This is a genomic window from Amycolatopsis sp. CA-230715 (genome assembly GCF_018736145.1).
GTDB lineage: Bacteria > Actinomycetota > Actinomycetes > Mycobacteriales > Pseudonocardiaceae > Amycolatopsis.
The window spans coordinates 9,804,366-9,817,219 of record NZ_CP059997.1; the positions used below are offsets into that span (position 1 = coordinate 9,804,366).

At 71.0% G+C, this 12,854-nt stretch carries 16 protein-coding genes and 1 riboswitch; of the genes, 5 read left to right on the top strand and 11 right to left on the bottom strand.

The window, feature by feature from the left end:
- Window positions 1–141: 141 nt before the first annotated feature.
- A riboswitch (glycine riboswitch) is annotated at window positions 142–244 on the bottom strand.
- A gap of 44 nt (window positions 245–288) precedes the next feature.
- Window positions 289–864, bottom strand: a complete 576-nt coding sequence (locus HUW46_RS45290) for a MerR family transcriptional regulator (RefSeq protein WP_215544790.1) — start codon at window positions 862–864, stop codon at window positions 289–291.
- A gap of 242 nt (window positions 865–1,106) precedes the next feature.
- On the opposite strand from HUW46_RS45290, the gene HUW46_RS45295 reads away from it, so the two are divergent.
- On the top strand, window positions 1,107–1,733 hold the full coding sequence (locus HUW46_RS45295) for a TetR/AcrR family transcriptional regulator (protein ID WP_215544791.1): 627 nt from the start codon (window positions 1,107–1,109) through the stop codon (window positions 1,731–1,733).
- 62 nt (window positions 1,734–1,795) lie between these two features.
- Here HUW46_RS45295 and HUW46_RS45300 read toward each other — a convergent pair whose 3' ends face one another.
- The 6 genes from HUW46_RS45300 to HUW46_RS45325 form a co-directional block, all read right to left on the bottom strand.
- Complete coding sequence (locus HUW46_RS45300) at window positions 1,796–2,272, bottom strand: bifunctional nuclease family protein (protein WP_215544792.1); 477 nt, start codon at window positions 2,270–2,272, stop codon at window positions 1,796–1,798.
- A 230-nt stretch (window positions 2,273–2,502) separates the two neighbouring features.
- Window positions 2,503–3,261 (bottom strand): transcriptional regulator FtsR, encoded by a 759-nt coding sequence (ftsR, locus tag HUW46_RS45305; RefSeq protein ID WP_215544793.1) that lies wholly within the window; start codon window positions 3,259–3,261, stop codon window positions 2,503–2,505.
- Window positions 3,258–3,725 (bottom strand): glycogen accumulation regulator GarA, encoded by a 468-nt coding sequence (garA, locus tag HUW46_RS45310; protein ID WP_215544794.1) that lies wholly within the window; start codon window positions 3,723–3,725, stop codon window positions 3,258–3,260. The genes ftsR and garA overlap by 4 nt, the downstream gene beginning before the upstream one ends.
- A gap of 157 nt (window positions 3,726–3,882) precedes the next feature.
- Window positions 3,883–4,269, bottom strand: coding sequence for a glycine cleavage system protein GcvH (gcvH, locus tag HUW46_RS45315; protein ID WP_215544795.1), 387 nt, complete (start codon window positions 4,267–4,269; stop codon window positions 3,883–3,885).
- A 43-nt stretch (window positions 4,270–4,312) separates the two neighbouring features.
- A complete protein-coding gene (locus tag HUW46_RS45320) occupies window positions 4,313–4,957 on the bottom strand; it encodes a CDP-alcohol phosphatidyltransferase family protein (protein WP_215544796.1) in 645 nt (214 codons plus the stop codon).
- Window positions 4,958–4,990: 33 nt separating this feature from the next.
- The gene (locus HUW46_RS45325) at window positions 4,991–5,206 is read right to left on the bottom strand and encodes a hypothetical protein (RefSeq protein WP_215544797.1); all 216 of its coding nucleotides are present in this window, start codon (window positions 5,204–5,206) and stop codon (window positions 4,991–4,993) included.
- 314 nt (window positions 5,207–5,520) lie between these two features.
- On the opposite strand from HUW46_RS45325, the gene HUW46_RS48675 reads away from it, so the two are divergent.
- Both HUW46_RS48675 and HUW46_RS45335 read left to right on the top strand, forming a co-directional pair.
- Window positions 5,521–6,033 carry a hypothetical protein gene (locus HUW46_RS48675; protein WP_254125590.1) on the top strand — a complete coding sequence of 171 codons (513 nt, stop codon included), beginning with the start codon at window positions 5,521–5,523 and terminating at the stop codon, window positions 6,031–6,033.
- A 35-nt stretch (window positions 6,034–6,068) separates the two neighbouring features.
- The gene (locus tag HUW46_RS45335) at window positions 6,069–6,503 is read left to right on the top strand and encodes a hypothetical protein (protein WP_215544798.1); all 435 of its coding nucleotides are present in this window, start codon (window positions 6,069–6,071) and stop codon (window positions 6,501–6,503) included.
- A 32-nt stretch (window positions 6,504–6,535) separates the two neighbouring features.
- On the opposite strand, the gene HUW46_RS45340 is transcribed toward HUW46_RS45335, so the two are convergent.
- Both HUW46_RS45340 and HUW46_RS45345 read right to left on the bottom strand, forming a co-directional pair.
- Window positions 6,536–8,242, bottom strand: coding sequence for an AMP-binding protein (locus HUW46_RS45340; RefSeq protein ID WP_215544799.1), 1,707 nt, complete (start codon window positions 8,240–8,242; stop codon window positions 6,536–6,538).
- 11 nt (window positions 8,243–8,253) lie between these two features.
- Window positions 8,254–9,096 carry a crotonase/enoyl-CoA hydratase family protein gene (locus HUW46_RS45345; RefSeq protein ID WP_215544800.1) on the bottom strand — a complete coding sequence of 281 codons (843 nt, stop codon included), beginning with the start codon at window positions 9,094–9,096 and terminating at the stop codon, window positions 8,254–8,256.
- 120 nt (window positions 9,097–9,216) lie between these two features.
- On the opposite strand from HUW46_RS45345, the gene HUW46_RS45350 reads away from it, so the two are divergent.
- Window positions 9,217–10,095 (top strand): alpha/beta fold hydrolase, encoded by an 879-nt coding sequence (locus tag HUW46_RS45350; RefSeq protein WP_215544801.1) that lies wholly within the window; start codon window positions 9,217–9,219, stop codon window positions 10,093–10,095.
- Between the two features lie 3 nt (window positions 10,096–10,098).
- Here HUW46_RS45350 and cobA read toward each other — a convergent pair whose 3' ends face one another.
- Both cobA and HUW46_RS45360 read right to left on the bottom strand, forming a co-directional pair.
- Complete coding sequence (cobA, locus tag HUW46_RS45355; protein ID WP_215544802.1) at window positions 10,099–11,313, bottom strand: uroporphyrinogen-III C-methyltransferase; 1,215 nt, start codon at window positions 11,311–11,313, stop codon at window positions 10,099–10,101.
- A 27-nt stretch (window positions 11,314–11,340) separates the two neighbouring features.
- Window positions 11,341–11,742 (bottom strand): ankyrin repeat domain-containing protein, encoded by a 402-nt coding sequence (locus HUW46_RS45360; RefSeq protein ID WP_215544803.1) that lies wholly within the window; start codon window positions 11,740–11,742, stop codon window positions 11,341–11,343.
- 47 nt (window positions 11,743–11,789) lie between these two features.
- Here HUW46_RS45360 and HUW46_RS45365 point away from each other — a divergent pair, with 47 nt between their 5' ends.
- Window positions 11,790–12,536: a DUF3592 domain-containing protein gene (locus HUW46_RS45365; protein WP_215544804.1), complete on the top strand. Its 747-nt coding sequence runs from the start codon at window positions 11,790–11,792 to the stop codon at window positions 12,534–12,536.
- Window positions 12,537–12,854 lie beyond the last annotated feature (318 nt).

The following is a 12,854-nucleotide window of genomic DNA, read 5'->3' on the forward strand; positions in this document are numbered from 1 at the left end:
GGAACGGCCGGGAAACTGGCCCTCCCCACTCTGTCCATACCCGTGACGGGCGCCTGAGAGGTTCACCCGTGTGTTGAGCCGGGCTTGCACCTTCGGCGGGGCGGGCAGGTGGTGACCTGCCGGCCCGCTTTCCAGAGGCGTCTCGCCCGCGCGGTCCTGGGTGCCTGAGAGGTTCCGGGGAGGACTTGCTCCTTCGGCGCCGGACTCACCAGGTGTGTGGTCCGGACTCTCCCGCGCGGGTTCGTCGACTGCGGTGCCCACCTTACCCGGTGGGCCCGCGGCCGGTGCTCACCCGGTCCGGCGCGCGTTGCGGCGCTGGGTCAGCTCGTCCGGCTGGACGTCCTCGATCCTGGCGCCGTCGGCGCGTTCGGCGGGGAATTCGTGGATGGTGCCGCTGATCTCCTGCATCGCGCCGCTGACCGCGATGCCAAACACGCCCTGCCCGCCCTGCAGCAGATCGACGATCTCCTCCGGTGACGTGCACTCGTACACGGTGGCGCCGTCGGAGAACAAGGTGACCTTCGCGAGGTCCCGCACTCCCCTCGCCCGCAGGTGCTCGACCGCGACGCGGATGTTCTGCAGCGACACCCCGGTGTCCAGCAGCCGCTTGACGATCTTGAGGACCAGCATGTCCTTGAACGAGTAGAGCCGCTGCGAACCGGACCCGTGCGCCGTGCGGATGCTCGGCGCGACCAGCTTCGTCCGCGCCCAGTAGTCGAGCTGCCGGTAGGTGATGCCCGCAATCTGACACGCGGCGGGCCCGCGGTAGCCGACCAGCTCGTCCGGCAGCGACGCGTCCGGGAACAGTTCACCCTGCTCACCGTCTCCCGCGCCGACGGCCTGGACCGGCCTTTCCTCGACCACGCATGCCTCCCCTCGCCCGGCCTGCCGGCCGGTCGAACAGCACCTGACACCCGGGGCGGGGGCCAGGGAGGTGGAACCGCGGCAGGTGCGCCCCAGTACCGCGAATCACACCAAAGCGATTTACCTCCAATGACGGTATGCGCGCCCGACTGCCCGGTCAACGCGACGCGCGGCGACCTCAAGCTGAAGTTGAGACTTTCTTCGCGGTTGCACCCGTTACTCAAGCGTGTTAATTTTTACTCATGCAGATAACACCTCGGGCCGAAGACGGCGCGGGCATCACCGTGACCGAGGCGGCGAGGCGGGCTCAGATCGTCGGGGCCACCATCGCCACCATCGCCGAACTCGGCTACGCCAAGACTTCGTTCGCCAGGATCAAGGAGCGGGCGGGCCTGTCCAGCACGCGCATCATCGGCTACCACTTCACGAACAAGGCCGGGCTGATGATGGCGGTGCTGACCACCATCACCGGGGCCAAGGAGCGGTTCCTCCGCGAGCGCGCCGGGGCGCCTGCCGAGCGGGCCGCGATGCTCCGCGCGCACATCGAAACCGAGGTGGCGTTCCTCGGGGCGTACCCGGAGTACGTGCGGGTGCTCTCCGAACTCGCGGGCGGCGTGGACGATCCCGAAGGCTGGGCGATCGCGGGTCCGGTGCTCGAAGGCATGCGGACCGGCCAGATCACCAGGGTGCTCGCGCAGGGCAGGCGCGAAGGCGCGTTCGGCGAGTTCGACCCCGAGGTGGTGGGACGGTCGGTGGCGCACGCCATCGACGGCGCCGCGGCCGCCTACGCGGAGAACCCGGCGCTCGACCTCGAGCACTACGGCCGCGAACTGGCTGATCTGTTCGAGCGGGCCACGCGCCCGATATGAAGAAGAGGGCCACTCCCCGCAACGGGGAGTGGCCCTCGACCTGTCCGGGTCATCGGGTTGGTTCAGGTGTCGGCGCCGCGGAAATCCTCCGGGGACACCGAGTCGAGGAACTCGCGGAACTTCTCGACCTCGTCCTCCTGCTCGTCCGGGATGATCAGGCCGGCTTCCTCCAGCACCGCGTCCACCGCGTGGATCGGGACACCGACGCGCAGCGCCAGCGCGACCGAGTCGCTCGGCCGCGCGGACACCCTGATGTCGCCGTCGAACACCAGCTCCGCGTAGAACGTGCTCTCGCGCAGGTCGGTGATCACCACTTGCTTGAGCTCTCTGCCGAGCGCTCCGATGACTTCCTTGAGCAAGTCGTGGGTCAACGGTCGCGCGGGGCGCACACCCTGCTGCTCCAAGGCGATCGCAGTGGCCTCCACCGAGCCGATCCAGATGGGGAGGTACCGCTCACCTTCCGTTTCCCGCAGCAACAAGATCGGCTGATTCGCGGGCAGTTCGACCCGCACGCCGACGACGCGCATTTCGCTGCTCATCGGGGTTCGCCTCCCTCTCCTGCGCGCGGGCTGCAGCGCTGTTCCGGGGATCCCGCGTCGACGTGTCCAACACCGTTGACGCTACCCGTCATCAGGGCGCTGTGCTCGCTGTCCGAAAGATTGAAACACCGGCCCGCCGCCGGGCCTGGACTAACCGTACGGCATCGAAGGCCCTACGTTCAGCTGTCGAATTGTGAAGAAACCAACCTGTGCCGCGGAAAGTCCGCGAATCAGCCCCCGGTGACGCCGCGGATACCGGCCTTGACCAGCAACGTGTGCAGCGTGACCGACAGCGCGGCCAGCTCGCGGACCACCTCGTCCGCGCGCGCCTTCGCGTCCTCGTCGCGGTGGTGGTAGACCGGCGCGACGATCTGTTCGAGCAGCCCGACCTCGCGGTCGGCCGAGGCGCGGAACGCGCGCAGGTGCCGCGGTTCGATGCCGAATTCGGTCATCGCCTTGACGGTGCGCGCGACCAGCACGGCGTCCGGGTCGTAGAACCCGGCCGCGCCCGGCCTGACCAGGCCGTACTGGCGCAACTCGGTGAGCGTGGCGAGATCGACCCCGGCCTGCTCCAGCAGTTCCTCCTGGGTCAGCCGGATCTGGATGCCGGAGGTGAAGTCCGCCGCCGAGGGCATCGCCGCGCGCTCGCCCGCGATCGTCGCCGCCGAGTCGAGCGCGACCAGCTTGCGCGGCAGCCGCGACGGGGAACCGGGGTGGCCGTCACCCCGGTCCGCGGCGTCGAGCTGCTCTTTGATGACCTTCAGGGGCAGGTAGTGGTCGCGCTGGGCGGACAGCACGAACCGGAGCCGCTCCACGTCCGCCGCCGCGAACTGCCGGTACCCCGAAGGCGTCCGGCCAGGCTGGACCAGGCCTTCCGACTCGAGGAACCGGATCTTGGAGATCGTGACATCGGGGAAGTCGCCGCGCAGCTGCGCCAGCACGGCCCCGATGCTCAGCCCGTCGCGCTGTGGCCGCCCGGCCGCCGTCACTGCGCCCCCTGGCCCCCGTGCCCCGGGCCGGTCAGGAAGACCAGGCGGAACTTCCCGATCTGGACCTCGTCGCCACCGGCGAGCACGGCCTGGTCGACCGGCTCGCGGTTGACGTAGGTGCCGTTCAGGCTGCCGACGTCGATCACCACGAACTCGCCGCCCTCGCGCCGGAATTCGGCGTGCCGGCGCGAAACCGTGACGTCGTCGAGAAAGATGTCGCTGTCCGGGTGCCTGCCCGCGCTCGTGGTGTCGCGGTCGAGCAAAAACCGGGAGCCCGCGTTGGGGCCGCGCTTGACCACCAGCAGCGCCGAGCCTGGCGGGAGCGCGTCAACGCCCGCGACCGGCGGCTCCGGCGCGGGGGCGGCTTCCTGCCCCTCGATGTCGGCCAGGAAGTCGGCCCGGAAGACAGAGGTCCGCTCCGGAGACTGCTCCGGGGGAACGCCGGGCCCGTCGTTCGTGCTCACCTGAGCTCTCCTCACCGTGAAAGTGTTCTTCAATCCCGTTCGTCTACCCGGGATTGTGTTGCTGTCAACGTACCGTGCCAGGTCCGCCGCGGGCTTGCGGGCTCCCCCTTACCGGCGGCGGAAGTGGATCTACCGGCGGCGACGGGTCCCCGCGCGGTCATTCGCCGGAGATCAGCGCTTGGTAGGCCTCCGCCTCGAGGAGGCTGTCGACGCTCGCCGAGTCGCTGAGCCGGATCTCGATGAGCCACCCTTCGCCGTACGGATCGCTGTTGATCAGCTCGGGAGACTGGGACACCGCGTCGTTGACCGCGACGATCTCGCCGTCGAGCGGGACGAACAGCTCCGAGACGCTCTTCGTCGACTCCACCTCGCCGAAGCCGTCGCCGGAGGACACCGCGGTTCCCGTTTCGGGGAGGTCGACGAACACCACGTCACCGAGCTGGTCCTGGGCGTACTCGGTGATACCGACGCGCACGACACCGTCGGGGCGGGTGGCCACCCACTCGTGCTCCTCGGTGTACCGCAGCTCTTCTGGTGCAGACAACGCCTTCCCCTTTCCGCGAACGGTGACGGCGAGAGTCTCGCATTCAGGACGAGGGCACCGCACCTCGGTCCACGCGGTCGCCGGCGAGGGCGCGCGCGGTCTGGATGACGTACAGCGCGCCGGACCACACGTAGAGCACGGCGCCCCAGGTGGTGAAGGCGTACCCGATCGGGCGGGCGATCTCGGCGAGCGTCGACCCGCCCTGCGTGACGAGCAGGAACGGGAAGGCGTACATCAGCACGAAGGTCGCGCCCTTGCCGATGTAGGTGACCTCGGGCGGGGCGAAACCGTTGCGCCGCAGCACGAGCACGGCGACGCCGACGACGGCCTCCCGCAGCAGCAGCGGCGCTACGACCCACCACGGGATGATGTCGCGGAACAGGAACGCGACGAGGGTGGCGATGATGTAGAGCCGGTCGGCGGCGGGGTCGAGGAGCTGGCCGAGCCTGCTCATCTGGTTGAGCCAGCGCGCGAGCTTGCCGTCGAGCCAGTCGGTGAGCGCGCTGAAGATCAGCAGCGCCAGCGCCCAGCCGTCCTCCTTGGGCCCGAGCAGGAGCCACAGGAAGACGGGGACGCCGGCGAGCCGGAGCAGGGACAGGATGTTCGGCACGGTCAGTGCCTGCCGGGCCAGTGACGGCTCGGGCGCCGAAGACACTGGGGGTTCGGTGGACTCGGGCGGCGTGCTCACCGGCTCAGCGTAGCCAGCCGGGATGCGCGGCCCTCAGCTGGCGCGGTGGTAGCTCCAGCCGCGGCGCTGCAGGTCGGTGCGGCTGAGCACCTGCGGACGGCCGCGGCCGTCGGTGCCCATCCAGCGGGGCCTGCCGGATCCGCCTTCGAGGACGTACGGGCGGCCCTGGCACCAGACGACGGTGCACGGGGTGGTCGGGGGGATGTTCGCCGGGGCCGGGGAAGAGCCGGTTTCCGCTTCGGTGCTCATGATCTCAGTGCTGCTGCTTCCGTGTTGCGAGTGGGGACCTCACCCTGTCTCTTCGGCACGAACCGGTCCGGCGTTAACGGATCGGCCGGAACTTTTCCCCGAGTTCACCCGTGCAGTGGAAAATTCATGTGAAGCAGATGTCCACTGTGGACTGTCGCATCGGTACGACCTCGGGCGTCGGCGCGCCGGGGACGGCCCGGCCCGGTAGTGTTCCGCCGAAACTCGCGCGCGGGCCCCGCGCGCCGTACCCCGGTGGTCCCCGGTGTGGGCCAAGATGTCCGGGGAAGCACACCGGGCACGACGGAAGGAACGCGTTGGCCACTTCGAAGGTCACAGGCCCCGCAGGCCTGCTCGCCGCCGTCACGCTGTCCGTCGTCGCGCTTTCCGCGTGCGGCACCGACTCCGGCGCGCCCGCGCCGTCCCCGGTGCTGAGTGCGGAATCGGTCCAGCCGAGCACTTCGTCAGCGCCGCCGAGCAGCCCGCCGAGCTCGGCCAAGCCGACGGTGCCCACGAGCGCCGCGCAGCCGCCGAAGACCTCCGACGCGATCCCCGCCGAGGGTGCCTGCGGCACCGTCACCGCCGCCAGCGGGCTGACCCTGCAGGTACTCGACAGCCACACCAGCGGCGTCGCCTGCCCCGACGCGAAGCGCGTGGTCGAGGAGTTCCACAAGAAGATCGCGGGCAAGCAGGCAGGCGGTTCGAACGAGCCCGTCAGCGACACCGTCGACGGGTGGCTGTGCGTCTCCGGCCCGCCCGCCGCGCAAGGCGGCACCACGTGCACCAAGCAGGAGCAGACCGTGCTCGCACGGGTCCTGCCCGTCGAGTAAGTCCACTCCCTTCCCTCCGGTACCAGGAAAGGCCCATGTCCACGCACGCCTCACCCCGCAGACTCCTCGGCATCGCCGCACTCGCCTGCGCGCTGCCGCTCGCCGCCTGCAGCGGCCAGGACACCCCGAGCGCACCGGCTCCGGACAACGCCGCGCAGACCGGCGGGACCCCGCCCGGCCCCGCCTCGGACCCCGCCGCCCACCCCGCGGCGCCCGGCACCGAATGCGGTCCCGTGCCCAGCGTCAACGGGGCCAAGGCGAAGGTCGTCGTCACCGCGGGCGCCGTCGACTGCGCGCAGGCCACCACCCTGCTCACCCAGTACTTCCAGAAGCTCACCCCGGCCGACCTGGCCAACCCGGATGGCGCGGGCCCGGTCGCGCTCGGCGAATGGACCTGCGGCAGCGGCCCCGCCAGCGCACCGGCCACCACCTGCTCCACCGAGGACAACCGCCAGGTGGACGGTGTCTGACCCCCCGAGAGCCCTTCGGCAGCAGGAACGCGCTACGACTTCAGGGTGGGGAAGTCTTCTTCGCGGAATTCGCCTGGTGGGCGTTCCCCTTCGGCTTCGCGGCCGCGGAGTTCGACGCGGCGGATCTTGCCGGAGATCGTCTTCGGCAGCTCCGCGAACTCCAGCCGCCGGATCCGCTTGTAGGGCGCGAGGTGTTCCCGGCAGAACGCCAGGATGCTCACCGCGGTGTCGGCATCCGGCTCGTGCCCGGCCGCGAGCACGACGTAGGCCTTCGGCACGGCCAGCCTGATCGGGTCCGGCGCGGGCACCACGGCCGCCTCGGCCACCGCGTCGTGCTCCAGCAGGACGCTTTCCAGCTCGAACGGCGAAATGCGGTAGTCCGAGGCCTTGAACACGTCGTCCGTGCGGCCGACGTAGGTGATGTAGCCGTCTTCGTCGACCGAGCCGACGTCGCCGGTGTGGTAGACCCCGCCCGCGAACGCGGTCGCGGTGCGCTCGTCGTCATCGGCGTACCCGGTCATCAGGCCGACCGGGCGGTCCTGGAGGTCGAGGCAGATCTCGCCCTCGCTCCCCCGTTCCCCGCTCACCGGGTCGACGAGCACCACCGAGAACCCGGGCAACGGCCTGCCCATCGAGCCCGGTTTCACCTCCTGGCCCGGCGTGTTCGCGATCTGCACGCTGCTCTCGGTCTGCCCGAACCCGTCGCGGATCGTCACGCCCCACGACCGGCGGACCTGGTCGATCACCTCGGGGTTGAGCGGCTCCCCCGCGCCGACGACCTTGACCGGCGGGGTCTTCAGCGCGCCGAGATCGGCCTGGATCAGCATGCGCCACACCGTCGGCGGCGCGCAGAAGCTGGTGATCCCGCAGCGGTCCATCTGCGCCATCAGCGCGGGCGCGTCGAACCGCGTGTAGTTGTACAGGAACACCGTCGCTTCGGCGTTCCACGGCGCGAACACGTTGCTCCAGGCGTGTTTCGCCCAGCCGGGCGAGGAGATGTTCAGGTGGACGTCGCCCGGCTCCAGCCCGATCCAGTACATTGTGGACAGATGACCGACCGGGTAGGACACGTGCGTGTGCTGTACCAGTTTCGGCTTCGCGGTGGTACCCGAGGTGAAGTACAGCAGCAACGGGTCCGCTGCCTTCGTCACCGCGTCGGCTTCGAAGTCCTCCCGCTCGCGGTAAGCGTCTGTGAAGGACCGCCAGCCCTCGACCGGCTCCCCCACCACGATGCGTGTGTAGTCGCCGGGGACGTCGGTGAACTTCTCCGCGTCCACCGAGCGGATCACCACGTGCTTGGCCGCGCCGCGGTCCACCCTGTCCCGCAGGTCCGCCGGGCCGAGCAGGGTCGAGGCCGGGATGATCACCGCACCGAGCTTGATCGCGGCGAGGATGGTTTCCCACAGCTCGCCCTGGTTGCCGAGCATCAGGATCAGCCGGTCGCCCCTACCGACGCCGAGCGAGCGCAGCCAGTTCGCGACCTGGTTCGAGCGGGCCGCCATCTCCGGGTAGGTCCAGCGGGACTCGGAGCCGTCCTCCTCGACGATCCACAGCGCGTACCGCTCCGCGTTGGCGGGATCGCGGGCCACGACGTCGAACCAGTCGAGCGCCCAGTTGAACTCCGCGGGCTTCGGCCACGCGAAGTCCCGGTACGCGCCCGCGTAGTCCTCGCGGTTCGCCAGCAGGTAGTCGCGCGCCTCCCGGAAGGCCCGGCCGGGTCCAGCAGCCTCGTTGCTCACTGACTGTCTCCTCACTCGCCCTTGAACTCGGGCGGCCGCCGCTCCATGAACGCCTGCACCGCCTCCGCCAGATCCTTGCTCGGCAGGAACGCGGCGTTCCACGACGACACGTAGCGCAGCCCGTCCGCGATCTGCCGTTCGGTGTTCACCGAAAGCACGTCCTTCGTACCCTGCACCACCAGCGGCGGATTCGCAGCGATCTCCTGCGCCATGGCGCGCGCCGCGGCGAGGGTGGCCTCGGCGTCGTCGAAGACGTCGTTGACCAGTCCGATGCGCTCGGCGCGCGCGGCGTCGATGTCCTTGCCGGTCAGCGCCAGTTCCCGCAGGTGGCCTTCGCCGATGACGGACGCGAGCCGCTGGAGGCTGCCGAGGTCGGCGACGATGGCCACCTTCACCTCGCGCACGCTGAACTTGGCGTCCGCGCTGGCCAGCCGGATGTCGGCGGCCGCGATCACGTCGACGCCGCCGCCGATGCACCAGCCGGAGACGGCCGCGATCACGGGCTTGCGGACGGCCGCGACCGAGCCGACGCTCGCCTGCAGCGTCCTGATCTCCTCGAGGAACTTCGTCCTCGGCCCGGCGAGCGCGTCCCCGGCGAGGTATTCGGCCCAGCCGGGCAGCATCGCGGGCAGGTCGAGGCCGTAGGAGAAGTGCGCGCCGCTCCCGGTCAGGACGATGGCCCTGACCTCGGGGTCCGCGTCGAGCGCGCCGAACACGATCGGCAGCTCGCGCCAGAAGTCGGGGCCCATCGCGTTGCCCTTGGACGGGCCGAGCAGCGTCACCTCGGCGACGTGCCCGGTCAGCTCCACCTTGAGCGAGACGAGATCGGGCAGGTTTTCGGCGGTAGAGGTCATGGGGTCATCTTGACTCATGTCGTTGGCAGCCTGCCAGTGCGCTCCCATGTCCTGGAGCGGATGCGTTCGTTAGCCTGATGGGGGCATCTTTCGAGCGTCCGCTGAGGGGAGTTCACGAGCATGGCCGAGCAGGCGACCGCGGTGGAACGGCAACCGGACCCCATCCCCCTCGCGCCGGCCAAGCCGTCGCGCCCGATCGAGCTGGCCGGCTCCTTCACCCACGACGGCCACCGCCTCGCCTACACCGAATACGGCTCCGGCGAACGGATCGTGGTGCTGACGCACGGCATCATGTTCACCCGCCGGATGCACGCGCCGCTCGCCCGCAGGCTGGCGCGCGCCGGTTTCCGCGTGGTCACGCTCGACCTGCTCGGCCACGGCGATTCGGACCGCCCGACGGACTCGTGGCTGTATTCGATGCCCGCCTTCGCCGAGCAGACCCTCGCGCTGATGGACCACCTCGGCATCGAGCGCGCGGTGGTCGGGGGCACCTCGCTCGGCGCGAACGTCTCGCTGGAGGTCGCGGTGCTCGCGCCGGAGCGGGTGCGCGGCCTCCTCGTCGAGATGCCGGTGCTGGACAACGCGATCGTGGCCGGGCTCCTCACCTTCACGCCCCTGCTGTTCGCGGCCAGGTTCGTGCCGATCGCCGTGCAGGGCGTCGGGATGCTGGCGCGGCGGGTGCCGCACGGCAGCCAGTGGGTCGACGTGGTCACCGACACGCTCGACCAGCGCCCCGCTTCGATGGCGGCGCTGCTGCACGGTGTCCTTTTCGGACGGATCGCCCCGCCTCGGTCGACCCGCAAGCGGATCACCGGGCGCGCGCTGGTGATCGGGCACCAGCGCGACCCGATCCACCCCTTCGGCGACGCCGACACGCTGGCCGCCGACCTGCCCGACGCCGAGTTCGTCCAGGCGAGGAGCCCGGTGGAACTGCGCTTCGACCCGAAACGGCTCACCGAGGAGATCGCGGAGTTCCTCGAGCGCTGCTACCGGGACTGACCCTCAGGCCAGCGCGGCGACCGGTCCGATCACGATCACCGCGGGCGGGCGCACCCCGGCTTCGGCCGCCGCCGACGCCACCGAGTCCAAAGTGGACCGCAGCGCGCGCTGGGTCCGCATGGTGCCGTCCTCGACGATCGCCACCGGGGTTTCCGGCGGCCTGCCGTGCGCCAGCAGGGTTTCCGCGAACTGCGCGAGCCGTTCGACGCCCATCATGAGCACGATGGTGCCGCGCATCCTGCCCAGCGCCTGCCAGTCCACAAGGGACTGTTCGTGGCCTGGCGGCAGGTGGCCCGAGACCACGACCACCTCGTGCGCGACGCCGCGGTGGGTCACCGGCACGTCCGCCGCCGCGGGCACCGCGAAGGCGCTGGTGATCCCGGGAACCGTCACCACCGGGACGCCCGCTTCGACGCAGGCGAGCACCTCTTCGAACCCGCGGCCGAACAGGTACGGGTCGCCGCCCTTGAGGCGCACCACGAACCGGCCCGCCTTGGCGTGCTCGATGATCGTGGCGTTGATCACGTCCTGCGAGGCCGCCCTGCCGTACGGGATCTTCGCCGCGTCGACGACTTCCACCTCGGGCGGCAGGTCGTCGAGCAGCTCGCGCGGGGCCAGCCGGTCGGCGACCACCACGTCGGCGCGGGCGAGCAGGCGGCGGCCGCGCACCGTGATCAGCTCCGGGTCGCCGGGACCGCCGCCGACCAGGGCCACGCCCGGAAGTCCTTCGCCGCGGCGGGTTTCCCCGTCCTCGACCGCGCCGGTGTGCAACGCCTCGACGATGCGGTCCCGCACCGCGGCCGACCGCAGCGGATGCCCGCCGGAAAGCACGCCGACCAGCAGCCCGTCGTGGCGCCCGACCGCGGCGGTCACGGCGCTCCCGTCGAGACCGGAATCGGCGCGGACGCAGAAGATCCGCACGCGCTCGGCTTCGGCGCACACCGCGGCGTTCACCTCGGGGTTCGCCGTGCAGGCCAGCGCGTACCACGCGTCCGCGAGATCACCCTCGGCGTACTCGCGCTGGGTCCAGGTCAGCTCACCGGCGTCGGCCATCGCCTGCACGGACGGCGTGCACGACGGGGAGATCACTTCGACCACGGCGCCCGCGCCGAGCAGGCGCGGGACCCGGCGCTGCGCCACCGTGCCGCCACCGACCACGACGACGCGGCGGCCTGCGAGATCGAGTCCGACGAGGTAGTGCTGGTCTTCTTCGGGCATGCGCATCAGCATGCCAAGCCGGGCGGCTCAGCGCTCGAGCAGGGCCAGCAGCTCGGTGTTGCCGAACATGCGCGCGGTGTCCACCGCGGACGGGGTGCCCACCGTCGGATCGGCGCCCGCGTCGAGCAGCACCTTCGCGATCTCGGGCTCCGCCTTGAACACCGCGCCCGCCAGCGGGCTCTGGTCGCGGTCGTTGAGCCGGTTCGGGTCGGCACCGCGGTCGAGCAGGCCCGCCACGGTTTCCCGGTGCCCGTAGTAGGCGGCGAGCATCACCAGCGAGTCGCCCTTGTGGTTGGTCAGGTTCGCCGAGATCCCGGCGTCCACGTAGGCCAGCAGCGTCTCGGTCTCCCCCGCCCTGGCGAAACCGAAGACCCGGTTCCAGAGATCCTGCAGTTCGGGTGACGGTGCGGCGTCGTCAGCCTCGGTCATGGGGTTAGCTTACGGGCGAAGGGCCCCGAGCCGGTGAGGAGTCGCGAGTGCCGTCGGATCGTGTGATCGGTCTTCTCCTGCTCGTGCTGGGCGCCGCCGTCACGGGCCTTTCCTGCTGGGGCTGGCGACGGCTGCTCGCCCGCCGCGCGGCCAGGGTGCCGGTCACCGTGGACGCTTCTGGCGCGCTGGTCCCGTCGATCCGCTTCGACGACGGCGGCAGGCCGACCGCGCTGAATCCCGGTGACGAGCTGGAAGTGGTCCTCCGGCGGGCCGGTACGGCGCGGCTGTACCGGCCGGGGGCCACGGGCAGCGCGCTCGGTTTCGCGGTGACCGGGGCCGTGCTGCTGCTCACCGGTGCCGCCGTGCTGGCACTCGGGTTCTCCGAGCCGGTCGTCCGGCAGCAGAAGCAGGCGGTCGGGCTCGCGGTGGCGGTGACCGGGCTGTGCTGCTTCGGCGCGCTCGGCGCCGCGCTCGTGGCGTGCCTGGTCCGCGAGCTGCCCGGCTCGGCGGTGGTGGACGGCGTCGTGACCGACGTCCGCACCGTGCCCGGCCGGAAGACGACGCACCAGCCGCTGGTGCGCTACCGCGCCGGAGACGAGGACCGGCGGGTGTGGGCCACGCCGCGGTGGCGGCGGCCTTCGGCAGGCGACCGGGTGCGGGTGCGCGTGGCGGCGACCTCGCCGCGCGAGGTCGTCCGGACCACCCCGCTCGCACTGGCCGGGCTGGTGATCATCCTCGCGTTCGGCGCCCTCGGCGTGACCGCGCTCGTCACCCTCTGGTCACGACTGGGTTGAGGCGGGACGCCCTACGTTTCGAAGGTCACCGCGATGGCGTCCGCGGATCCCGCCGAGGCAGCGCGAGCCTTTGCGAGGGCCGAGTTCGCGGCGCTCAGGTCCCATTAGGCCACAGTGATGGCGGGTGGCGGGTCGCGCGAGATGAGCGACGAGCGGCGGCGGGCGCTCCGTCCCCGAAGGCCACCTTCGGGGACTCTAGCGCCCCTTTCTCGGCCCTCGCGGGTATGCGGGCAGAGCAGTGCATGCCCCGAAGGTGGCCTTCGGGGCGCTGGACGACACAAATCCACCCCTCGCACGCCCGCCAGCCACAACGCGCAT

Bases quoted from the DNA above. Each gene is read 5' to 3' on its own strand.
- HUW46_RS45295 (WP_215544791.1), top strand. From the start codon at position 1,107: ATGCAGATAACACCTCGGGCCGAAGACGGCGCGGGCATCACCGTGACC.
- HUW46_RS45300 (WP_215544792.1), bottom strand. From the start codon at position 2,272: ATGAGCAGCGAAATGCGCGTCGTCGGCGTGCGGGTCGAACTGCCCGCG.
- HUW46_RS45325 (WP_215544797.1), bottom strand. From the start codon at position 5,206: ATGAGCACCGAAGCGGAAACCGGCTCTTCCCCGGCCCCGGCGAACATC.
- HUW46_RS45335 (WP_215544798.1), top strand. From the start codon at position 6,069: ATGTCCACGCACGCCTCACCCCGCAGACTCCTCGGCATCGCCGCACTC.
- HUW46_RS45345 (WP_215544800.1), bottom strand. From the start codon at position 9,096: ATGACCTCTACCGCCGAAAACCTGCCCGATCTCGTCTCGCTCAAGGTG.
- HUW46_RS45350 (WP_215544801.1), top strand. From the start codon at position 9,217: ATGGCCGAGCAGGCGACCGCGGTGGAACGGCAACCGGACCCCATCCCC.
- cobA (WP_215544802.1), bottom strand. From the start codon at position 11,313: ATGCCCGAAGAAGACCAGCACTACCTCGTCGGACTCGATCTCGCAGGC.
- HUW46_RS45360 (WP_215544803.1), bottom strand. From the start codon at position 11,742: ATGACCGAGGCTGACGACGCCGCACCGTCACCCGAACTGCAGGATCTC.